Annotated in this window: 26 protein-coding genes and 1 pseudogene; 6 read left to right on the forward strand and 21 right to left on the reverse strand. The window is 61.1% G+C overall.

Annotation, left to right across the window (positions count from 1 at the left end):
• The first annotated feature begins 232 nt into the window (after nt 1-232).
• Complete coding sequence (locus QJT82_RS32585) at nt 233-1,246, forward strand: zinc-binding dehydrogenase (protein WP_245288833.1); 1,014 nt, start codon at nt 233-235, stop codon at nt 1,244-1,246.
• Between the two features lie 36 nt (nt 1,247-1,282).
• On the opposite strand, the gene QJT82_RS32590 is transcribed toward QJT82_RS32585, so the two are convergent.
• The 8 genes from QJT82_RS32590 to QJT82_RS32625 form a co-directional block, all read right to left on the reverse strand.
• Nucleotides 1,283-1,987, reverse strand: coding sequence for an ABC transporter ATP-binding protein (locus QJT82_RS32590; protein ID WP_028343154.1), 705 nt, complete (start codon nt 1,985-1,987; stop codon nt 1,283-1,285).
• 3 nt (nt 1,988-1,990) lie between these two features.
• Nucleotides 1,991-2,761 carry an ABC transporter ATP-binding protein gene (locus tag QJT82_RS32595; RefSeq protein ID WP_028336863.1) on the reverse strand — a complete coding sequence of 257 codons (771 nt, stop codon included), beginning with the start codon at nt 2,759-2,761 and terminating at the stop codon, nt 1,991-1,993.
• Complete coding sequence (locus QJT82_RS32600) at nt 2,758-3,744, reverse strand: branched-chain amino acid ABC transporter permease (protein WP_028343155.1); 987 nt, start codon at nt 3,742-3,744, stop codon at nt 2,758-2,760. Before QJT82_RS32600 ends, QJT82_RS32595 begins: the two co-directional genes overlap by 4 nt.
• A 9-nt stretch (nt 3,745-3,753) precedes the next feature.
• Nucleotides 3,754-4,638 (reverse strand): branched-chain amino acid ABC transporter permease, encoded by an 885-nt coding sequence (locus QJT82_RS32605; protein ID WP_035632596.1) that lies wholly within the window; start codon nt 4,636-4,638, stop codon nt 3,754-3,756.
• Nucleotides 4,639-4,690: 52 nt separating this feature from the next.
• Entirely contained in the window at nt 4,691-5,944 is a 1,254-nt protein-coding gene (locus QJT82_RS32610) for an ABC transporter substrate-binding protein (protein WP_028343157.1), read from the reverse strand.
• A gap of 67 nt (nt 5,945-6,011) precedes the next feature.
• Nucleotides 6,012-8,402 carry a xanthine dehydrogenase family protein molybdopterin-binding subunit gene (locus tag QJT82_RS32615; RefSeq protein ID WP_028343158.1) on the reverse strand — a complete coding sequence of 797 codons (2,391 nt, stop codon included), beginning with the start codon at nt 8,400-8,402 and terminating at the stop codon, nt 6,012-6,014.
• Entirely contained in the window at nt 8,399-8,884 is a 486-nt protein-coding gene (locus tag QJT82_RS32620; protein WP_028343159.1) for a (2Fe-2S)-binding protein, read from the reverse strand. The genes QJT82_RS32615 and QJT82_RS32620 overlap by 4 nt, the downstream gene beginning before the upstream one ends.
• Nucleotides 8,881-9,762 carry a xanthine dehydrogenase family protein subunit M gene (locus QJT82_RS32625; RefSeq protein ID WP_028343160.1) on the reverse strand — a complete coding sequence of 294 codons (882 nt, stop codon included), beginning with the start codon at nt 9,760-9,762 and terminating at the stop codon, nt 8,881-8,883. The genes QJT82_RS32620 and QJT82_RS32625 overlap by 4 nt, the downstream gene beginning before the upstream one ends.
• A gap of 194 nt (nt 9,763-9,956) precedes the next feature.
• Here QJT82_RS32625 and QJT82_RS32630 point away from each other — a divergent pair, with 194 nt between their 5' ends.
• Both QJT82_RS32630 and QJT82_RS32635 read left to right on the forward strand, forming a co-directional pair.
• Nucleotides 9,957-11,024: an LLM class flavin-dependent oxidoreductase gene (locus QJT82_RS32630; protein ID WP_281446675.1), complete on the forward strand. Its 1,068-nt coding sequence runs from the start codon at nt 9,957-9,959 to the stop codon at nt 11,022-11,024.
• A 12-nt stretch (nt 11,025-11,036) separates the two neighbouring features.
• Nucleotides 11,037-11,912 carry a polysaccharide deacetylase family protein gene (locus QJT82_RS32635; RefSeq protein ID WP_028343162.1) on the forward strand — a complete coding sequence of 292 codons (876 nt, stop codon included), beginning with the start codon at nt 11,037-11,039 and terminating at the stop codon, nt 11,910-11,912.
• A 6-nt stretch (nt 11,913-11,918) separates the two neighbouring features.
• On the opposite strand, the gene QJT82_RS32640 is transcribed toward QJT82_RS32635, so the two are convergent.
• The 10 genes and pseudogenes from QJT82_RS32640 to QJT82_RS32685 form a co-directional block, all read right to left on the reverse strand.
• Nucleotides 11,919-12,605, reverse strand: coding sequence for a TetR/AcrR family transcriptional regulator (locus tag QJT82_RS32640; RefSeq protein ID WP_028343163.1), 687 nt, complete (start codon nt 12,603-12,605; stop codon nt 11,919-11,921).
• Entirely contained in the window at nt 12,602-13,156 is a 555-nt protein-coding gene (locus tag QJT82_RS32645; protein ID WP_028343164.1) for a flavin reductase family protein, read from the reverse strand. Before QJT82_RS32645 ends, QJT82_RS32640 begins: the two co-directional genes overlap by 4 nt.
• A gap of 10 nt (nt 13,157-13,166) precedes the next feature.
• Entirely contained in the window at nt 13,167-14,393 is a 1,227-nt protein-coding gene (locus QJT82_RS32650) for an acyl-CoA dehydrogenase family protein (protein ID WP_028343165.1), read from the reverse strand.
• A 356-nt stretch (nt 14,394-14,749) separates the two neighbouring features.
• Nucleotides 14,750-15,178, reverse strand: coding sequence for a GNAT family N-acetyltransferase (locus tag QJT82_RS32655; RefSeq protein ID WP_028343166.1), 429 nt, complete (start codon nt 15,176-15,178; stop codon nt 14,750-14,752).
• 82 nt (nt 15,179-15,260) lie between these two features.
• The gene (locus tag QJT82_RS32660; RefSeq protein ID WP_028343167.1) at nt 15,261-15,554 is read right to left on the reverse strand and encodes a hypothetical protein; all 294 of its coding nucleotides are present in this window, start codon (nt 15,552-15,554) and stop codon (nt 15,261-15,263) included.
• Between the two features lie 158 nt (nt 15,555-15,712).
• A pseudogene (locus QJT82_RS32665) lies at nt 15,713-16,027 on the reverse strand (phage terminase large subunit); the annotation flags it as partial.
• Between the two features lie 72 nt (nt 16,028-16,099).
• Nucleotides 16,100-16,873, reverse strand: coding sequence for a hypothetical protein (locus tag QJT82_RS32670; protein ID WP_155258688.1), 774 nt, complete (start codon nt 16,871-16,873; stop codon nt 16,100-16,102).
• A 274-nt stretch (nt 16,874-17,147) separates the two neighbouring features.
• The gene (locus QJT82_RS32675) at nt 17,148-17,417 is read right to left on the reverse strand and encodes a hypothetical protein (protein ID WP_028343169.1); all 270 of its coding nucleotides are present in this window, start codon (nt 17,415-17,417) and stop codon (nt 17,148-17,150) included.
• 215 nt (nt 17,418-17,632) lie between these two features.
• Nucleotides 17,633-17,887 carry a hypothetical protein gene (locus QJT82_RS32680; RefSeq protein ID WP_028343170.1) on the reverse strand — a complete coding sequence of 85 codons (255 nt, stop codon included), beginning with the start codon at nt 17,885-17,887 and terminating at the stop codon, nt 17,633-17,635.
• The gene (locus tag QJT82_RS32685) at nt 17,888-18,049 is read right to left on the reverse strand and encodes a hypothetical protein (protein WP_155258689.1); all 162 of its coding nucleotides are present in this window, start codon (nt 18,047-18,049) and stop codon (nt 17,888-17,890) included. It abuts the gene before it with no gap.
• 733 nt (nt 18,050-18,782) lie between these two features.
• Between QJT82_RS32685 and QJT82_RS32690 the strand changes: the two genes are divergently transcribed.
• On the forward strand, nt 18,783-18,968 hold the full coding sequence (locus QJT82_RS32690; protein ID WP_028343172.1) for a hypothetical protein: 186 nt from the start codon (nt 18,783-18,785) through the stop codon (nt 18,966-18,968).
• 101 nt (nt 18,969-19,069) lie between these two features.
• On the opposite strand, the gene QJT82_RS32695 is transcribed toward QJT82_RS32690, so the two are convergent.
• On the reverse strand, nt 19,070-19,372 hold the full coding sequence (locus tag QJT82_RS32695) for a hypothetical protein (RefSeq protein WP_051002873.1): 303 nt from the start codon (nt 19,370-19,372) through the stop codon (nt 19,070-19,072).
• 209 nt (nt 19,373-19,581) lie between these two features.
• On the opposite strand from QJT82_RS32695, the gene QJT82_RS32700 reads away from it, so the two are divergent.
• Complete coding sequence (locus QJT82_RS32700; protein WP_018272816.1) at nt 19,582-19,842, forward strand: hypothetical protein; 261 nt, start codon at nt 19,582-19,584, stop codon at nt 19,840-19,842.
• Nucleotides 19,843-19,869: 27 nt separating this feature from the next.
• Here the strand turns inward: QJT82_RS32700 and QJT82_RS32705 are convergent, their stop codons facing one another.
• Complete coding sequence (locus tag QJT82_RS32705; RefSeq protein WP_028343174.1) at nt 19,870-20,223, reverse strand: phasin; 354 nt, start codon at nt 20,221-20,223, stop codon at nt 19,870-19,872.
• Between the two features lie 217 nt (nt 20,224-20,440).
• Between QJT82_RS32705 and QJT82_RS32710 the strand changes: the two genes are divergently transcribed.
• Nucleotides 20,441-20,626, forward strand: coding sequence for a hypothetical protein (locus tag QJT82_RS32710; protein ID WP_018272817.1), 186 nt, complete (start codon nt 20,441-20,443; stop codon nt 20,624-20,626).
• Between the two features lie 13 nt (nt 20,627-20,639).
• Here QJT82_RS32710 and QJT82_RS32715 read toward each other — a convergent pair whose 3' ends face one another.
• Nucleotides 20,640-20,843 (reverse strand): hypothetical protein, encoded by a 204-nt coding sequence (locus QJT82_RS32715; protein WP_028343175.1) that lies wholly within the window; start codon nt 20,841-20,843, stop codon nt 20,640-20,642.
• Nucleotides 20,844-20,863: the final 20 nt, after the last annotated feature.

Below are 20,863 nucleotides of genomic sequence, written 5' to 3' on the forward strand. Positions count from 1 at the left end.
CCGTGCAGCAAATGCAACGGCCGCGATGCCGACGATCCGGTGCTCGCGGCAACCACTGGTTTCGCGCTAGGCTGCCGGCCAAAAGAGGAAGCCCATGTACCAGCCGCCCGGCGTCAAGACATCGTCCGATCTTCCCGTCCCAGACCTGATGACAGCCTGGGTCCTTGGTGGCCCCGATCAGCTCCTGCTTCGCGAAAAGCCGACGCCGGTCCCGTCGCGTGCCGAGGTGCTGGTGCGCATCGACGCGGTTGCGATCTGCGCCACCGATCTCGAAATTATCCATGCCGGGTCGCCGGCAAGCATTCAGGGCGGCCTGCCCTTCAACAAGAACTTTACGCCGGGCCACGAATACATGGGCACGGTCGCCGCGCTCGGGCCGGACCTTGACGAATTCAGGATCGGCGAGCGGGTCAGCGTCGAAATCCACGCCGGCTGCGGCCAATGCAAACGGTGCCGCCAGGGCATGTACACGTCATGCCTCAACTATGGAAAGCCGGAGAAGGGCCACCGCGCCAACGGCTTTACGACCGACGGCGGATTCGCGGAGTACGCAGTCAACCACATCAATACGCTGGCGCGCGTCCCGGATAGCATGAGCGACGCGGAGGCGACGCTCGTGGTGACCGCGGGCACGTCGATGTACGGCTTGACTGAATTGGGGGGATTGGTGGCGGGCGAGAGTGTCGTGGTGATCGGCCCGGGGCCGATCGGACTTCTCGCAGTTGCTGTGGCCAAGGCGCTTGGCGCAAGCCCGGTGATTCTGACCGGAACGCGCAACAAGCGGCTGGCGATCGGCCGGGAACTGGGGGCCGACCGCGTCATCAACATCAACGACGAAGACGCCGTTGCGGTCGTGAAGCAACTAACAGGGGGGATCGGCGCGGACTATGTCGTCGAATGTGCCGGCACCGAAGCGACACTCAACCAGGCCATTCACATGACCAATCGTGGCGGCAAGATTTGTCTGGCCGCCTTCCCGCACGAGGCCGCGACGCTGGACATCGCGCATCTCGTGCGAAACAACATCTACGCTTACGGGATCCGCGGCGAGGGCCGCAGCGCCACTCGCCGCGCCATGGAATTGATGGCAGCGAAGCGGTTCGACGCGACACGAATCCACACGCATACGTTTCCGCTGGCCGACCTGCCGACGGCGCTCAGATATGCGCGGGATCGCGTGGATGACGCGATCAAGGTCGTCGTCACCACTCGCAAGGCCGACGCGATCGCGCGCGCTGCGGAGTGAGGTCCATTCGCGCCGGCGGGAGACCGGGAAGCCCGCTCACACCGAACAATATCGTTCCTTGATCTCGTCGTCGGCCAGCAGGGCCTGCGCCGACGCCTGATGCACCACCGCTCCCTGATCCAGGACGTAGGCACGATCGGCGATGCCAAGCGCGAGCTCGACATTCTGCTCAACCAGCAGCACCGTCGTTCCCTGCGACTTCATGTTGCGGAATAGCTCGAACATCTCGTCGACCAGGACCGGCATGATGCCCTCCGAAGGCTCATCCAGCATGATCAGGTCGGGCTTTGCGATCATCGCCCGCGCGATCGCCAGCATCTGCTGCTCGCCGCCGGACATCGTGACCGCCTCCTGGTCCATGCGCTCGGCCAGCCGTGGGAATACTCCTGCGATCTCGTCGATCAGCTCGGCTTCCCGCTTCTTCGCCGGCGACGCCACCAGCCCGAGCCGCAAATTTTCCCGGACCGACAATCCCTGCACAATCCGCCGCTCTTCGGGAACATAGGCAAGTCCGAGCGCGAAGCGCACATGCGCCGGCTGGCTCAGCAGCTCCTCGCCCTTGAAGGTGACCGAGCCGCGCGTTCGTCCCATCAACCCCATGATCGATTTCAGTGTCGTCGTCTTGCCGGCTCCATTGCGACCGATCAGGCAGACGATCTCGCCTTTGGCCACCTCGAGCGTGATGTCCTGCAGCGCGTGACTTGCGCCGTACCAGGCATTGAGCTTGCTGATCTGCAGCATTCGTCAATGCTCCCGCTGGCCGAGATAGACCCGCTTCACCGCCTCGTTCTGCCGGACCTCCTGTGGCGTTCCTTCTGCGAGAAGTTCTCCGTGGTGCAGCACGAGGATGCGATCGCTGATCCCGAGCACCAGCTTCATCTTGTGCTCAACGAGGATGACCGTACGCTCCTTTGCGAGCTTCACGATCAGATCCATCATGGTCCGGGTTTCTTCCGGACTCATGCCGGCCGTCGGCTCATCCAGCAACAGCAACCGGGGTTGGCTGGCAAGCGCCATGCCGATTTCCAGCGCCCGCTGCTCGCCATGGGCCAGCGTCTTGGCGGCACGTTCCCGGGACTCCCACAGCCCGACCAGGGCCAGCAACTCGTCCGCCCGCTCGACCAGCTCGGTCAGGCGCGCGCGGGGACGCCAGATGTCGTATCTCGACACCAGCGCCTGCAGACCGACGCGGATGTTTTCACGGGTCGTGAGCTGCGGAAACACGCTGGTGATCTGAAAGGACTTTGCGATCCCCATATGCGCAAAGCGGTGCTGCGGCAGGCCGGTGACATCCTTGCCCTCGAATTCAACGCTGCCTTTGGTGGGCGCAAACGCGCCGCACAGCAAATTGAAATAGGTGCTCTTACCGGCCCCGTTCGGACCAATAATGGAGGTGATCGCTCCTCTGGAAAACTCCGCCGAGATATTGTTCAGCGCGACAAACTTCCCGAACGTCTTGCCGACGCCCCTGGTGCGCAGAATGATTTCTTTGGTTTGGCCTTCCGCGGCGCTCATCGCCTGCCTCGCGCGATCAGCGTGCCCCAGATGCCGGCGGGGAAGAACAGCACGCATGCAATGAAGATGGCGCCAACGATCAATTGCCAGTGGACCGTCCACACGGAGACCACGTTCTCGAGGACCAGGAAGACGGCGGCGCCGATCATCGGCCCGAAGAACGTTCCCATACCGCCCAGCAATGCAATCATCACGACCAGGCCCGACGTCTCGTAGTGCAGGATCTCGATCGGAACGATCGACAGATGCAGCGCCTGCAAGGCTCCCGCGAGACCGCAGAAGCCGCCAGACAAAACGAAGGTCAGCAATCGGGTCTTGGTGACGTCATAGCCTGACGCGCGGGCGCGCATCTCATTCTCCCGCACGGCCTCAATGACGGCGCCAAATGGCGAGGCGAGAATGCGCGACATCACGAAAAAAGCGGCAATCACGAAAGCCGCGATGACATAGTAACGGACCATCGGATTGATGAAGTCGAGCCGCAAGCCGAACAGATCGATGGTGCGGACGTTGATGCCGCGGAGGCCGTTTTCGCCACCGGTCAGGTCAACCGCCTGATAGAAAAGGTAGTAGATACATTGCGACAGCGCCATCGTCACCATCGCGAAGTAGATGCCGCGGGTCCTGATCGCGAGCACGCCAATCAACGATGCCATCAACAGGCCGCCGGCGATCCCGGCCGCGATGGCCGCATACCATGGCCAGCCAAAATGGACGATGGCGATGCCACAGAGGTAGGCACCGGTTCCGAACAGCGCCGCGTGACCAAACGACAGCAGACCGAGATAACCAAAGACGAGGTTGAAGCCGACGGCGTACAATCCATAGATCAGGATGTTCACCGCGAGGGCCGTGAACGGCATCACCAACGGGAAAATCAGGATCACCGCCGCCACAATGCTGGCGCGATGCCGCGTTGCGAACTCGTACCAACTGCCCGTCGTGGCACGAGGCTGTTTGATGGATTCGGTGGCTCCGGTCATCCCTGGCTCTCAGCTCATCAATCCGGCGCGGCCGAAGAAGCCCTGGGGACGGACGATCAGGACGATCGCCATCAGGGCAAAGATCGAAACCTTGGCCATCTCGGGTGCAAACAGCGACGTCATGCTGACCACCACACCGACGAGGAGGCCCGCCAGTACGGCGCCACCGATCGAACCCATGCCTCCCACGACCGTCACCACGAAAGCCTCGGCGAGAATCGTGCCGCCCATCTCGGGAATGACGCCTTGAAGCGGAGCAGCCAGCAGCCCGGCAAAGCCCGCAATCGCGGTGCCTATCCCGAACACGATCAACCAGACCCGAGAAACGTTCACCCCAAGGACGCGGACGATTTGCGGATCGCGCGCGCCGGCGCGGATAATGAGCCCGAAGCTGGTTTTTTCCAAGAACAGCCAGAGCGCCAACAAGACGACGGCCGTCGCGCCGATCACGAACAGACGGTAGAGCGGAAAATATCCAACACCGATGTTGACAGCCCCCTGCAGAAGCTCGGGCGTATCGAAGGGATAACCAGTCTTGCCGAAGGCAATGCGCACGCATTCGACCATGACGTAGCTCAGCCCGAAGGTCAGCAGCAGCGGATAATCGATGCCGCGGCCGTAGAGCGGCCGGATCAGCACGCGCTCGACGGCAAGGCCGAACAGCCCGATCAGAAGCGGTACCGCCAGCAAGCAGAGCCAGAAATTTCCGCCGATCGAAATCAGGTACAGCCCGACATAGGCACCGACCGTGTAGAAGGCGCCATGGGCGAAGTTGACGACGGTCAACATCCCGAAGATCAGCGAGAGGCCGATCGCAAACAGCACGTAGATCGCGCCGAGCGCCAGCCCGGCGAATAGTTGCAGTGCAATCAGATCAAAGCTCAGGCCCGCCATTTGTCCCCCTCAGCACGACGCGCACCGCCCGCGGTGCGCGCCGGCGCATGGCTCAGCTCTTGTGGCCAAGCGCGTCGCAGCTACGCAGGTTCTTCTCGTCAGGCTCTTCGGTCGATAGAACCTCGAACACGTCGGACTCGTTCCTCATGTCCTTGGACTTCGACTTGATCACGAGCACCGATTGCACCGACTGGTGATCGCATTTGCGATAGTATTGCGGCCCCTTGTAGTAGTCGTACTTCAGAGCCTCCAACGCCGCGACGACCTTGTCGGTCTCCACGCTGCCCGCGCCCTTGACCGCCTCGAGCACCGTCCGAACACCGCCATAGCCGAGCGCACCGTAATCGGTAGGCAATTTGCCGTCATACATCTTGCGGAACGCGTCGTTGAACGCCTTGGTCGAGGCGAACTTGTCCTCGATGCCCCAGAAGAACGAGCAGCCGCCGACGACACCTTCGAATGCCTGAGGGCCCGCCGCAACGCGACTGGCATGCGACAGCAGCGGCGCGATGATCTGGATCGATTTCTTGATGCCGAAGTCGGTTGCCTGTTTCAGTGCGATTTGCTGATCCCGGCCGAAATTGCTGATGCAGAGAATATCGGGCTTCAGCGCCTGGAGACGTGGCAGCAGGGTCGAGAAATCAGTCGTCCCTAACGGATGGCGGATGTCACCGAGATTCTCGATGTTGAATTGCTTGCCGACCTCGAGAAAGCCGCGAACCATCTCGTGACCGTAAGCATAGTCCGCGGTGAGAAACGCAACCTTCTTGCCGAATTTGGTGAAGGCGTAGCGACCGACCGCCCCTGACGTCATATGCGGGTTCAGCGCTTCGTGGAACGTGTATTTGCTGAAATCTGCCGCCTCATTGATGGCGTCGGACTGGCTGATCGAATTGAAGATGACGCCACGTTCCTTGGTGACGTTGTTGATCGCGAGCTGAACCGCCGCGGACAGACTGCCGACGACGAAATTCACCTTCTCCTTCTCGACCAATTCCAGGGTCCGCGTCGCCGCCTCGCCGGGATTCAGCTTGTCGTCGCGCACCACGAGCTCCGCCTTGCGGCCGTTGAGACCGCCGGCATCATTGAACTGGGCGACAGCAAGCTGGCCCGCCCGCACCTGGTCCTGGGCCTCGGCGCCGTATGGACCGGTCAAAGGAACCGGGAAGCCGATCTTGATGGGCGCTTCCTGGGCCTGAAGCAGATTGATGCGAAAAGGCGAGACGGCGAGAACGGCGCCGGCGCTTGCCGTCGTCAGCAGACGACGCCGTGATATCGATCCAGCTTCGGTGACCTTCTTCGTCATGACTATTCCTCCCCAAGAACTGTCTGCGTTTTGCTTATCGTATTATCGTTGCCCGGAACGTCTCCACTCAGATCCGTCCCAAGGCGGTCAGGATAACCTGAGGCGTGAGCGGAATCTCGGTAATTGTTACGCCAAACGGCCGGAGCGCGTCATTGACCGCGTTGGCAACCGCCGCTGCCGCGCCGGCCGTCCCCGCCTCCCCTGCCCCTTTGGCTCCCAGCTCCGATTCCCGCGTCGGAGACACCACATGGCCAATCTCGATATCGGGCATCTCGCCGGACATCGGGACCAGATAGTCCGCCATATTGGCATTGGTCAGCTGACCGCGTTCGTCGTAGATGCACTTCTCGAACAGCGCCGCGCCGAGCCCCTGCACGACCCCGCCCCGGATCTGCTCGTCGACCAGTTGCGGGTTGATGATGGTGCCGCAGTCTTCGACAACCCAATGCTTCAGTAGCTTAACGAACCCGGTCTCGGTATCGACCTCAAGCCATGAGGCCTGAACGCCGTTGGTGAACGCAAAGGGATATTGGCGTGGAACGAAATGCCGGGTCGCCATCAATTCGGGCTGGATGCCCGGCGGCAGGGTGTCCGGTCGAAAATAGACGATCCGCGCAAGCTCGTGCAGTTCGATGCGCGGCGCGCCGTCGGCGGTGTTGACGATACCGTTGTCGACGATATCGAGCTCGGCCGGCGTCGATTGCAGGATGGCCGCAGCGACATTCAGAATATTCTCTCGCAGGGCCTTGGCTGCCTGTAATGCAGCTTCGCCGCCGATGCCGGCACCGCGCGAGGCCCAGGTGCCACCGCCATAGGGCGTGTTGTCGGTGTCGCCCAGGATGACGCGAACGCGCTCCATCGAAACGCCAAGCACGCTGCCGACGATCTGGGCCGTCAGCGATTCCGACCCTTGCCCCTGTTCCGTGATGCTGGTCTGGCAGATCACCGACCCTTGCGCGTCGAGCCGGACCGCAACGCCGTCCTGCGATGAGATTTTCGCGCCGCCCACGCCGTAAAAGGCAGCACTCGGATTGGTCACCTCGATGAAGCTCGCGATTCCGATGCCTCGATGGACGTTTCTGGCGCGCAAGGCCGCTTGCTCAGCGCGCAACACGTCGTAATCCATCATCTGAAGCAGCTTGGTCAACGAGGCGTGATGCGAGAGCTGCTCGAACTTCATGCCCGAGGGTGACGCACACGGATAGGCATCGTCGGCGATCAGATTGCGCCGCCGGATTTCGACGGGGTCCATGCCGATCTTCGCTGCCGCCAGATCGACCAGGCCCTCGGTGACCGAACAGGCGATCGGGTGTCCGACCGCCCGGTACTGGCACATCACGTTCTTGTTCTGGAAGACCACGCGCGCCCGCGCCCGATAGTTCGCCGTGGCATAGGGCCCGCCGACCAGATTGACCACCTGATTGGCCTCGATGGCGCTGGTGCGCGGATACATCGAATACGGGCCGATCCCCGTCAGGTCGTCGATCTCGAAAGCCGTGATCGTACCGTCCGGCCTGACGCCGATCCGCCCCCTGCACCGATGATCGCGGGCGTGGATGTCCGTGTTGAAACTCTCGACGCGGTCCGCCACGAACTTGACCGGCCGGCGCAACAGCTTGGACAGCGCGTAGGTCGCCATTTCGTCGGCGTAGATATGGACCTTGATGCCGAACGAGCCACCGACATCCTTGCAGACCACCCTGACCTGCGCTTCCCTTAACCCAAGATGCAGCGCTGCGATGTTCTGCACCATGTGGGGCGCCTGCGTGCCCTGATAGATCGTGAGCCGTGCCTCCGCCGCATTCCAATCGGCAACGACGGCCCGCGGTTCAAGTGTCACGCCGGTGTGGCGCCCGAATACGAAGTCGGCCTCGACGAGTTCGGACCCCGCCAATGCATGATCGACGTCGCCGGCGTCGAGCGTCCGCTCAAAGGCAAGATTGTCGCCGAGCGCAGCATGAATGACGGGAGCTGCCGGATCGAGCGCAGCTCGCATGTCCGTCACCGCCTCGAGCTCCTCGTAGTCGACTGAAATATGCTCCATGGCATCTTCGGCTGCAGCACGGCTGGTCGCCACAATCGCTGCAACGGCCTCGCCCTGCCAGCACACGCGGTCGACCGCGATCGCGTGCTGCGGTGCTGACTTCAGTCCCTTCAGGTGCGAGAGCACGCCGACCCACGGCGTGATGACCGCTTCAAGCTCACGACCCGTGACGATGGAAATGACACCTGGCATGCGCCTTGCCGTGTCGACGTCGATCGCTGCGATTTTAGCGTGGGCATGAGGCGACCGTAGAAAAACCACATGCGCCATCCGCGGCAATTCGAGATCACTGACATATTGGCCGCGCCCCTGCAGCAGCCTGTCGAGGTTCGGCCGCGGTACGGTCTTGCCGATGTAGGAATTCGGGCGATCAAGCACCGAAAGCGTGTCTACTGGCGCCCGCGTCACCGTCATACGCCCCGCTCCGCGCGCGTCTTTGCTGTCGCCTCCACCGCATCCACGATGGCCTGATAGCCTGTGCAGCGGCAATAGTTGCCGGAAAGATGCTCGCGGATTGCTCGACGATCAGGCACGAACACATGCTTCAGCAGGTCCTGCGCCGTTATCAGCATCCCAGGCGTGCAATAACCACACTGCAATGCGTTGCGTTCGCGAAATGCCGCCTGAAGATCGGCTATTTCACCGCTGTCAGACAGCCCCTCGATTGTCTCAACTGACGCGCCCTGCGCCTGGACCGTCAGCATCAGACAGGAGCGAACGATCTCGCCATCGAGCCGGACTGTGCAGGCACCGCAAACGCCGTGCTCGCACCCAACGTGGGTTCCGGTCAGCTTGAGATTCTCCCGGAGGAAATCAGCAAGATTGAGCCGCGGCAAGACGAATGCGTCGATGGGTTCGCCGTTGACCAGAAGCGAGACCGGTACCGGAGCGTTCACTTGCCGACTCCCGTTTCCAGTTCTGGCCGTGCCAGCAATGCTGCCACGCAGCGCCGGAGCAAGACCGTCGCGAGGTGTCGACGCATGGCCGCGCTCGCCTGCTGGTCCTCCTGTGGATCGAGTTCATCGGCCAGTGCGGTCGCCGCCTCTGCGAGCAAGGCGGGAGTTACCGTGGTATCGATCAGCTTGCCGGCGGCCGCCGCGAGCAACGGGCGATCGCCAACAGCAAAGAAGCCGAGCTGAAGAGCTGAAAACCTGCCGGCTGCAACAACAGCACGGGCGGCAAGACCAACGACAGCGTAGTCGCCATGCCGCCGGGCATACTCCTGAAAGAAAAATGTCGAGCCCGGGCCTGCGACCGGCACCTCGACCGCGACAAGCAACTCGTCCGGCAGCAGCGCCGTTTCGTAGATTCCCCTGAAAAACTCAGTCGCAGCAATCCGGCGCTCGCCGGCCGAGCCCCGAACAACGATGGTGGCGTCAAGCGCCACAACACAGGCCGGCAGCTCCGATGCAGGATCGGCGTGAGCGAGGCTACCGCCGATCGTTCCGCGATTGCGAATTGCGGGGTGGGCAACGTGGGCAACGGCATCGCGCAACAGCCGCGCGTGCAGTGCAACCTCCGGCGATCCGAGCAGATCGACGTGCCGGGTCAGCGCGCCAACGACCAGCACGTCTCCCCTCACGGCGATGCCGCGCAACTCGGCGAGGCCGCCGATATCGACCAGAATGTCCGGGGACAGCAGCCGCAGGTTCATCGCCGGCATCAGGCTCTGACCACCCGACAGAACCTTCGCCTTGTCGCCGTGCATGGCGAGCAACTCCAGCGCATTAGCGACGCTGGTCGCGCGGGCGTAGGCGAAAGCCGCAGCTTTCATGTGGGCGTGGCCTCCCGGGCCCAATTTTGGTTTGCCCGATTAGAGGGCCGCCCTCTTCAAAGGTCAAGCTTGTTTATCGAGTGATTATTTGTGCGGCAGGGCTTGTCTTCGCCTCGGGAAGGACGCAGGTTCCTTGCCAACTAAAGTTCAAATCGAAGTCGGATCGTAGCCATGTCGTTCTGTGAGCCAAGGAGTTGCCAGACATATTTGTCTTCCTAAGACCGCTTGGCCTCCGACTTGAGGCTTTTCTGCTCGCGGATGAGCTCGCGTTCACCGAGGCGTATGTCGGAGAGCACGTCACCGACAAAGCCGAGAACATCACCTCCAGCATCGCCTTCATTGCCTGGCTCGCAGCCGCAACCAAGCAGATCAAGCTTGGAACCGGCACCATCAACATGCCAAACACGCATCCGGCAGCAGTCGCAGCGGCTGTCGCCATGCTCGATCACATGCTTGATGGCCGTTTCATACTTGGAATCAGCCCTGGTGGATTGCTGTCCGACGCGGAGGTTTTTGGCAATCTCGATGCCGACCGCAATGCGATGTTCCTCGAAGCCATCAATCAGGTTCTTGATATCTGGGCCGGTAAGCCGCCCTATGATTTGCAGGGCAAATATTGGAACGTTTCGGTCAAAAGGACTCTGATCGAGGACATCGGCCAGGGAATCGTCGCTCGCCCCTTGCAGGCCCCTCACCCGCCAATCGTGGTGACCGCGGTTGCGCCATTCTCAAGGGGCGTCACGGAGGCGGCGGCGCGCGGCTGGGATCCGATCTCAGCAAACTTCCTGATGCCGGCCTGGGTGAAGAGCCATTGGCCGAAATATGTCGAGGGTTGCGCGCGCGTGAACCGGGCAGCCGAGCCTGCCAACTGGCGCGTCGCCAAGAGCGTGTTCGTGGCAAAGGATGCAGCAACCGCGAAGGCCTATGCCACATCGCTCGATAGTCCCTACGTGTACTATTATCACCAGCTGTTCACGAAGCTGAAGCGCAGTGGCCGGCTCGAGTTGTTCAAGACGCGACGGGATCAACCCGACGCTGAGGTTACACTGGAGTCGATCTGCGACAAATTGATCATCTACGGCACGCCCGAAAGCGTGGCTGACCAGTTGCTGGCGTTCCAGGAAGAGATTGGCACCTTCGGAACCCTGCTTTACGCCGGCAAGGACTGGAAAGATCGCGAGCTTGGCCGTCAATCGATGATCCTGATGGCCGAGCAGGTCCTGCCGCGGATCAATGCCGCCGCTGCCGGATCATCGACGTGAAGGAGGTTTGACATGACCTTTACTGATCGCATTCCGTACCAGGCGCAGGTCGACCGCCCGAAACTGACATTGCCTGACGGCAAGAAGCTTGTCGTGTGGGTCATCCTCAATGTCGAGGAATGGCGCATCGAAAATGCGATGCCACGCACCGTGCTGAGCCCACCGATGGGCCAGCCCCTGCTGCCCGACGTGCCGAACTGGTCGTGGCATGAATACGGCATGCGCGCCGGCTTCTGGCGGCAGTTCAAAGCTCTCACTGATCGAAAGATACCGGTGACGCTGGCTGCGAACGCCAACGTCTGCAACAGCTATCCGCGTGTGGCGTCGGCGGCGCGCGAGGCGGGCTTCGAATTCATGGGACATGGGTTTGTGCAGGGCCCGATGCACAAGGTCGAGAACCAGGCGGACGCAATCAAACGCGCGGTCGACACGATTGCTGGATTTACCGGCAAGCCGCCGCGATCATGGGAAAGCCCGGGCCTGACCGAAACCGAAGAAACGCTCGATCTCCTGCGCCTCAACGGGATCGAATACGTGGCCGATTGGGTGATCGACGATCTCCCCCAGGACATCGCCACGCCGCACGGCACCGTGACGACGATTCCCTATTCGGTCGAGACCAACGACATTGTCATTCACGCGCTGCAACACCTTCCTTCGGAACAGTTCCTGACGCGCTGCACTGACCAGTTCGATCGGCTGTACCTCGAGGGCGCAGAGAACGCGCGGATCATGGCCATCTCGGTGCATCCCTACATCACGGGTGTACCGCATCGTATCAAGTACCTCGAGGCCCTGCTCGATTACGTCATCGGCCATGACGGCGTCGCCCTCATGACGGCAAGCGAGATCGGCGATTGGTATCGGGGTCAGATGGCGACAATGTAGCGCGACTCAGCCGACGACCTTGATCGGCGCCCGTCGACGATCGGTCGCGCTCTCCGCCATCCTCTCAAATCCCGCGAGGAAGATATCCAGCGCGTCACTGATCATTTGCGCCTTGTCCTCGAGGACAGGCGCTTCGTAGATGTACTTGCGTACGCCATAATAGAAGATGCCGCCGTGAAACACCCAGGCCAGCTCGAGTTCTGCGGCGCTGGGCCTGCCTTGCGTCGCGAGGCCGGCGTCGTGGCGGCATTCCCTGAGAATGCGCGTCAGGATCTTGTCCTTGACCATGCCGACATACCAGCGATTGATATCGAGGCCCTTCAAGCCGGAGTAGAGATAGATCCGGAGCCATCTTCGGTTGAAAATCGCGTCGGTATAGATTTCGTAGAATTCCTGAAGCCGCACGCGGAGCGGACGTGACCGATCCGAGAGCAGCTTCTCCCAGCCGATTTCAAGGGGTTCGAGATATACCTTGCGGTAGACCTCCTTGATGAGATCGTCCTTGCTCGGGAAGTAGCGGTAAAGCAGCGGCTGTGTCACGCCGAGCTTGTGGGCAAGGGCACGCGTGCCGCCGCCAAATCCCTCCTCCGCAAACAGCTCGGTTGCCTTGATAACGAATTCGCTGCGACGATCGACAGCTGATAGTCGCCTCTGCTTGGCACGAACGCGCTTGACGGGCGTCTTTCGATTCATGATGTCTTGTCACCACCGTCGGCCTGGAACCGGCCAAAACCTCCGCGCGCGAACAACAGCGGATTGTTCCGGTTATAGGCGTAGGCTTCCACCGCGCCTAGGAAAATGACGTGATCCCCGCCATAGTAGCGGTTGGCGGCACGGCATTGGAAATTCGCGACCACATCGGCAAGCACGGGAGCATTCCCGAGACCCGGCGTCCAGCTCACACCCGCGAACTTGTCACCTGACGATCTGGCAAACTGCATCGCCAGCGCCTGCTGCGACGCGTCTAGAACGTTGACCGTGAAATGGCTGGCATTCTGGAAGATCGGCAGCCCCTGCGAAAACGTGCCCAGGCTCCACAACACCAGTGGCGGGTTGAGCGACACCGATGCAAAGGAATTGCAAGTAATTCCATACGGCCGTCCTTCAGCCGACATCGCGGTGACTATCGTCACACCTGTTGCGAACGTGCCGAGCGCATTGCGGAAATCACGGGGATCGATCGCCGAACTATCGCTTGCGAGCTCACCGGCGGGATCCAGCGGATGTTTGGGTGAGTCGGACATCCGGCCAACCTCAAAGCGTCAGGTTTTCAGACGGCAGCCCGAGAGCCACCCGCCCGTAATTGGTGCCCGCCGCGTCGAAATTGAACGCGAGATGCGAATTCACCGCATGCGCGTCGCGGAACTGGCGCTGCAACGCTCCCGAGGTGAACAGGCTGCGTGCGCCGCCCGCCGCAAATAGAAGAGACACCGCCTCGGTGCACAGATTGACCGCGAACGCACCGTCGCGCCGAAGCTTCGTCTTCGCTGCAATGCCCGGGATGTCGCCACGCCGGACCTCCGCAAGCGCCTCAACGCAGTTCGTGCGCATGACCAGCCGCGCGGCATCTATCTTCGCCGACGCCTCGGCGATCTTGATCTGTGTGCTTTGCAGGTCGCCGATCTTGGCCCGGTTATATGTCGAAGCGCGGTGTCGCGCGATCTCAACATAGTCATCAAGGCAAGCCTGTGCATTTCCCAAACCAACCCCGGACAGCACATAGGGAAACAACGAAAAGACCGGAAGCATGTAGAGCGGATTCGGATTGACGACACTGCCCGGCGTTGCACCTCCCGCCAGATCGCTGACGGCAACCGTCATATGCTCGGGAACGAATGCGTCGGTTACCCGCACGTCGTTCGACCCCGTCCCGCGCAAACCAGCCGCATTCCAGGTGTCGTCGATGCTGTAGTCCCCCCTGTTCAACAGGAATAGCCGATACTCGACACCATCGGCTTCATCATCCGAGGCGACCACGCTCGCGAGCATGTTCCATCCGCAGGATTCCACCCCGGAGGAAAACGGCCAATGACCACTCAGAACATATCCGCCACCTGTCTTCCTCGCACGACCTGCCGGGAAGACAAAGGAAGACGCGATCAGCGCATCCGGATCCTCTCCCCACACCGCGCTCTGCGCGTCGGGCTCGAACATACCCAGCATCCAGTGGTGACTTGCAAGGTTGGCAAAATTCCAGGAGACCGAGGCGTCTCCCTGCCCGAGGGCATCGGCGCAGTCGACCAGTGCAACATAGTCGAGTTCGCTGCCTCCGACGCGCTTGGGCTGCAGAATCCGGAAAAGGCCGCTATCGAGCAAATCCCGCTCGGTCTCCGGCGGCAATCGGCGCAGCTCTTCGGTCCGCGATGCCCGCTCGCGCAAAGCCGGAACGAGCGCTCTGGCTCGTGCGACCATGACCGAATAACGATCCATATCCGGGCCTGGCTGTACCTTCGTGTCGAGCCCGCGGTCAACCTCAACCATGGTCTCTTCCTTCGTTCGATCTCCAAGACATTTGCACGTGCGATCGAGCCGTCAACTCAGTTTATCGATCGATCACCAGAGATCAAGACGCGCAAGCCTGCATTTCGCGATTTCAACGCTCAGGATCCACGACTGCCGCCGGGCGCCCATTTGAGGAAACGCTTCCAGCGATGCTTCGTTCGCACTGCACACGCCCATTCTAGCATTCCCGCGCCCAAGATTCGATACCAGCTACGACCGCTGCTTGCCGAAGGGTGTTACCCATGACCAGAAACTGAAAAAAGCCCGGCGGCCGAAGCCACCGGGCGCTCCACGTCATTGAATTGTTCGCAACAACCCGAACCAGGTCGCGTGGCCTAGACGAGTTCCTTCCGCCAATACAGCGTGTGCTGCCATGCCCAGGGCGAGACAGGTTCGAAGAGCCGATACCCTTGCCGGATAAAATTGTTGGCCGAGAAAATGTTATCGGTGGTATCCGAAACGATCGCCTTCCAGCCGGCACGCCGCGCTCGTGCTTCCAGCGCGCGAGTAAGCCGCACCTGCAGGCCGTGGCCGCAGTGTGGCATCACGACGCCAACGCGGCACAGATATCCAGCATTTGTAACATGGGTTGAAGGAACGACACCCGCGAATGCGACTGGCTTCGCTCCACAGAACGCAATCCACCAATATCCTTGCTCGAAGTCCGGTACACGGGTCCCGTCGCAGAATATCAGCTGGTGAAGCTCGGCGAGCGAGTCCGCCACCGCCTCGTCCTGGGTTTCGACCTCGCGTATCTGATACATTTCTGCGCCTCAATAATTCTGTTGTCCGCCAAGGCGCCCAGATCTGTGTCCAAGGACATCAATCCGCTCCGCGCTCTGCGAGTCATTTTCCGAGCGTGGCCTTGATGCCCAACCAAACGGCTCCGAGAAAACCCGTGGCAATCACAGTGATGACCGCCTTGAATGTATAGCTCTGCGCCTGCTCGACGCTTCGTCGCCACCGCCGGAGGTGCTGAAAATCGGCGCGCAGTTCGCGTCGGTCTCCCTCTTCAAAACCGAATGAAGACAAAACAGTCGCAATCGTCTTGACCACCACGGCGTCGATATCGCTTCGTCGTACCCGATCCTGCTCAATCAACGTTTCCATTACGATCGCTTTGACATCAGCTTCGTGCATGCGATCACCGTCGAATGATGCGCGCGACATTCTCGAACGTGCGTTTTCCAAAATAGAAGCCCATGATCATGCCAGCCCAGGTGCTTACGTCTCCCGCGAGCTGCGGCGTCGTTCCAAGACCGAGAACCTTGTCCCACACGACGCATTTCGCGTAAAAAGTCGCGCATGCCCCGGAAGATCATCACGCCGTCACCGGGCGTCGCGATCCTGTCCGAATAGTTCTTGAACCCCTGGCCGACGCCAAGCGACGCGATCTTGCTTTCGATCAATCGCTTAGACGATTGCGCCAAGGTCCGCTGCGCCTCGCGGATGCAAACCGCCAGCGTGCCGCGCTCGGCCTGGCACATCTCGACCAGGAGCTCGCCGAAGAAATGGGATTTTCCCGATCCGCGGCCACCGAATGCACCCTTGTAACGCGCCGGCCGCAACAGCGGCTCGAACACTTTTGCCGTTGGAATTTTCAGGATCGACAAGACTACTCTCGATGAGGCAAGATCGATTGAGCGCCGGGCAGCTACCTTGCTGCAATCGTCGGCCGTGAACTGTCATTGACGAGCACGCGGCCTGATCAGACTGGCAAGCCAATTATTGAAGTCCATCTCCGGAATGTCGGAATTGTCCGGAAAGCGAAAGACCGACGGCGGGAACGGAGGAATCGGCATAGGCTGTCCATCGATGGGAGCCCGAGGCTCAGCCATTGGGGATGCGAATCCCCCGAAGCGCTCGCTGAATGTGGCGGGATGCCCCGGTTTCGCAGCCCGTGGAACGAACGGCACGGCCGGTGCTCCACCTTCGAATCTGGCCTGGCTCTCGCCCGCCGTCGGTACTCGCACCAGCCGCCGGACAGGCGCTCCGTTGCTGTCCGATTCTTGCGGAGAGCCGCCAGGTGGCCCCACGAACGATCGCGTCTCGTAGAGCGGTTGCGACGATATAGCTGATCCCGCCGAAAACTGTCCGCCGGTGCCAAACCGGCCGAAGGCGCCAGCCCCCCTCGGCGCCGGATTGAGATAATCATAACGCGGATTGCGTGGCGCGTCCGCGCGCGGCAACAGGTTGCCTGGAGGTGAGGCAGGATGATCGGGGGAATTCAAAGGGTCGTTACCGAAGAGTTCTTCCCAGTATGCACGATCCGAATCATAAAGATTCCATGCCTTGAAATAATCGCGGAGCCCGAACTCTCGATTGATCCTGTCGGCATATGCTTCAGGCTTATTCGGCTCGCCCCCATCTACAGTTTTGCGGAAGACCTTTCGTCCCGCCCATTGGGCAGCCCTCCTCTCAAGTTCTCGAGCAACTTCTTCCAGAATCAACTGCCACATGAGTGCTTTCAGCCTTGGCTCGAGGTCCGCCCGAATTGGTCCGAGTAAATTTGGCCCGCGCATGCGCGATTTCGGGAAGACGTCTTATCGTTGTCGAGTGTTTTCAGAATTTGTTCGCTTGGGAGGGGCTACCGGCGGACGGAACGCAGAACCACCGCAAGACCGGCGCAATAGACTGCCAATCCGATCAATGCTGCGAACATCGTGCGATTTATCGCAACGAATGCCATCGCCGGCTCTTCCGCCGAGACCCTTATCGGCCACACCGATTACATCAGCGCACGAAGAACAAGACCGCCGCTAAACAGAGAGCACAGATAATAAGCCCAATCCCGCCGGCAGCGCTCGCCCCCAGCTCTACTCTTCCGAGCCCGTTACGCCTGGCACCGAGCCAGCCGAACTCTCGTTGGTCGTTCGACATGCCGGGCGCCACGCTAATTCTTCCAAACGAAAGAAGTGGCAGGACAAACCGCGCCACGTTGTAACCAACGAGGTCGACAAAAAACAATACAAGCAGTTCAACAGCCGTCGCGACGATCCACATCAGACTCTCGCCATAGCAGCACTTTTTGCGCGGAGCACGCCATGATAGATATCATGCTGATCCGTGCCCTGGTAGGGCGGTTCTGCAGCACGGTACCGCGAGCGGCGACAGGAGTGGTCCGGCCGCTAGCGGTGAAGTGATTGAACGTATTCGAACAGACGTCGGACAAAGGCAATTCGAGCGCTCTGCCTCAGAGAGGATCGCGCCCACGCCTCTCAGGTATTTTCGTCTTCGACTTCTTCGGGCTCGACGATGACCCGTTCGATCCGGTGCACAAGCTCTAGCGCTCCGTCGCCGTTCTCGATCGCCTGCGGCGCTTTACCCCAGCCGCGATCGAGGATGGCGTTGGCAGCGGAAACGCGGGCAGCCGGGGTTGCGCTGGTCGACCGCATCACGCCGACCAAAGTGTTGAGTGCGCTTCGCGTATGGCTTCGGGCAAGCGAGCGAATCTGCGTAGTCGTTTTCGCCACTCATTTCTCCTGCCAATCGGTCGGGAGGTATTCGCTCGGCGCCGTGTCGATGCAATTCGTCTCGGGATCGGGCAACGCGGAGCGAAATGCGATCGTGGGAAAGTCCGTCGGCTCACGATCCCGACGGGCTCGCGGGATGAACTGGATGATCTCGGCGCTCATGCTGCGGACTCCCATAGGGCGATGGCAAGCAGGCCCGCCAGCGCGAGCGATATCAGATAGGCGGTCATATAAACCTCATTGATCGGCCGTGGGCGTGCGACGCGGCCATGGAATGGAATGGAATGGAATGGAATGTGCGGCAGATCGCGCAGCAGGCGGCGATCTTTGGGGCGCGAACCTTATCCCTGACGAGTGGGGCCGCGAGCGGCGCCGGCTTGCGCCGCGCCGCAGGACCGGCGCGTTCGCGCGCACCGGCCAATTCGGTTGATCTTTTCAAAGGGTTCGGACGGCGGCGCGCTTGCGACGCTCAGGCGACGGGCTGGGAGGATGTGGCGTCGTGACGGTGCGGCCGCCGTCCGATTGGTGAAACGGCAAAGAAAAAGCCCGCCGCGGATTGCTCCGCGCGGGCTCAACAATTTCTGATTTTCGGATTATGCCCCTGAGTTGCCCGACGTGTCAAACCCTTTTTTCGGGCTGAATGCGATCGGTAAAATGCGATGCGTCGGCTTCGACGGTGAGAAACCGCCTTGAGCGAAAGTTTGCGCATTGATCCGAAACTGCAACGTGAGCCGGCGCCAAGCGCCTATGCTTGCTGCGATGATGTCAGTGTGCCGCTGAGTTGCCCGACGCGTCAAGCGGACAGCTCACAATATTTGGATCGACATCCATACAGTTTTGGCTCGCGTCGGTCGAACTGACCCGCGCCGCATTTGATTGCAAGGAGGAAGCGTCGATGTATTTCGTTGCTGCCGTGCTCGCGGTCCTGTCCGGCCTGTTCTACGCCGCGGGCCATCATCAGATCGGCTCTCTTGGTGCAACCATGTGCCAGTATGGCGGCATGTTCTGCGATAGTCCGGTGCTGGTTCTCGTCGGTGCAGGATTTGCAGCAGCGTGGGGCATGCTGGTCAGCGTTCGCTGATCATCTCGCGATATTTCCGACGATGATTTTGTGCCGCTGATTTGCCCGACGAGTCAATTCCTGCGGCCTGCGTTGGGATGTGATCCCACCAACACCGGCATCTATTGCGGCGTGCTCGGATTTGCCGGATGAGCGGGCTTTGGGCCGGGTGGAACAGGCTCGATCGGTGCCTTGGGCTCGGTCGGTATTACCTTTGCGCCAGCGGCTCGGGCCGCCTCGCCGGTCGTTGAGTAGTTGGCCGAAGCGGCCGGCTGCACGTTCGGCTTGTTCCACGGACCGTGATCCACGATCAGCATGCCGAGCACGCCGAGGATCGCAACCACGGCCGCGACCAACAGCGGCGTGCCACCATGCCGATTTCGATGCTTGACCGAACCGCCATCCGCAATGCCATGCGCCTGCATTGTCATCATCGCCTCCTCCACGGAAACAAGCCGCGACCCGCGCGTAAGTTTCCGGTTCCCGAATGTGAAAGCGAGGCATGTCGGTGGAACCAATCCACCGCTGCGGAATTTCTGAGATATGTGGCCGCCACCGCCGTTCAGAACGGGCGGATAGCAAAGGTGGTGGTCACTTGACGTCAGTCAGTGGCCTTGAAATCGCGGCACCGCACATGAGCTCCGAAATACCCGAGTCCCCGCTTCAACCCACACTCGGTGAACGAGCGATCGACACCGCGACGGACGTCTCGCGTACGATCACGGAGGTGTCGGACGGACTTCGAGCGGCCGCCGATCGCCTCAGCGATGCCATCGCGACCTCGCGCCGACCGGGCGGAGCCCTGGCCACCGTGAGTGCGGTCACGCGCGAAGCGCCGCTCGCAAGCCTGTTCGTCGCGTTTCTGCTCGGCGTCGCCGTCGCGCGCCGGCGCTAAAGCGTCGATGGGACCGCGAAAGCCGCCCTAGAACTTCCCCTTCGTCGCGTCCTTGGTCGCCGACATCACGCTACCGCTGATCTGCCGCATATGTTCGCCGGCATTGGTGAACTGGCTGCGCAGGAATTCCGACTGGATCCGCATCGCCTCCTGCAGATCCGTTGCGTGCACGAGCTTGCGCGCATGCTCGAACGCCGCCTTCATGTTCTGCTCGGTGAACGACAGCGCTTGTTTGGAGATCTCGGTACCGGCGCCCGGCATCGTCGTCATCGACTTGCTCGCGGCATCAAAGAACAGGCTGAAGGCCTGTTCGGCCTGGTCGATGGTCTTTTCCGCGAGATCGCGCAACTCGGCTGGAACTTCAAGCTTCGGCTCAATCATGATCGCGCCCCCTGAAATAAGCGTCTGGCGAGGTTAGCATAGATTGTGACGGCGTCAGCGCCGGATCGCAGCCATGAAAGCCTCACCCGTTCCGGCCGATCGAGGAAAAATTACCTAGCCCGGACCGACAGCCGATTCCAATCATGTCAGCACTGTGGCATAGTGATTCGGCTTCTTCGTCGGTCGCGTTCGCGTCTCTGGGGAATAAGGGGATCCGATGCTGCGCGCCGTTCGTCCAACACCGACCTGCACCCGGTTCAAAACCAGCATAGAGATGCCGTGCATGAAGTGCGGCACGCAAATGCGGCTTGCCTTGATCGAGCCGCGCGACCAAGTCTACGACGTGCTGACCTATCAGTGCACGCCTTGCAATTCCGGTGAAAGCTTCCTGAACGCGCGCTAGACCGGGCGCCCGTTCAGTCGCTCAGCACGGCGGCCCCCGCCTCTGTCAGCCCCGGCTCGTCGTCATGCAGCTCGATCAGACCGAGCTCAGCGAGGATGTGCAGATCCTCGTCGCTGACCGGTGACAATTTCAGCCTGCCCGCCTGGATATCCCGCAAGGTCCAGCGCAAGCCGATCGCGCGTTCGAGTGGAAATTCCGCGAATGGATTATTTGCCATGCGCCTCGACTAGTGCGGCA

The organism is Bradyrhizobium sp. Mp19 (assembly GCF_029952935.1).
GTDB lineage: Bacteria > Pseudomonadota > Alphaproteobacteria > Rhizobiales > Xanthobacteraceae > Bradyrhizobium > Bradyrhizobium elkanii.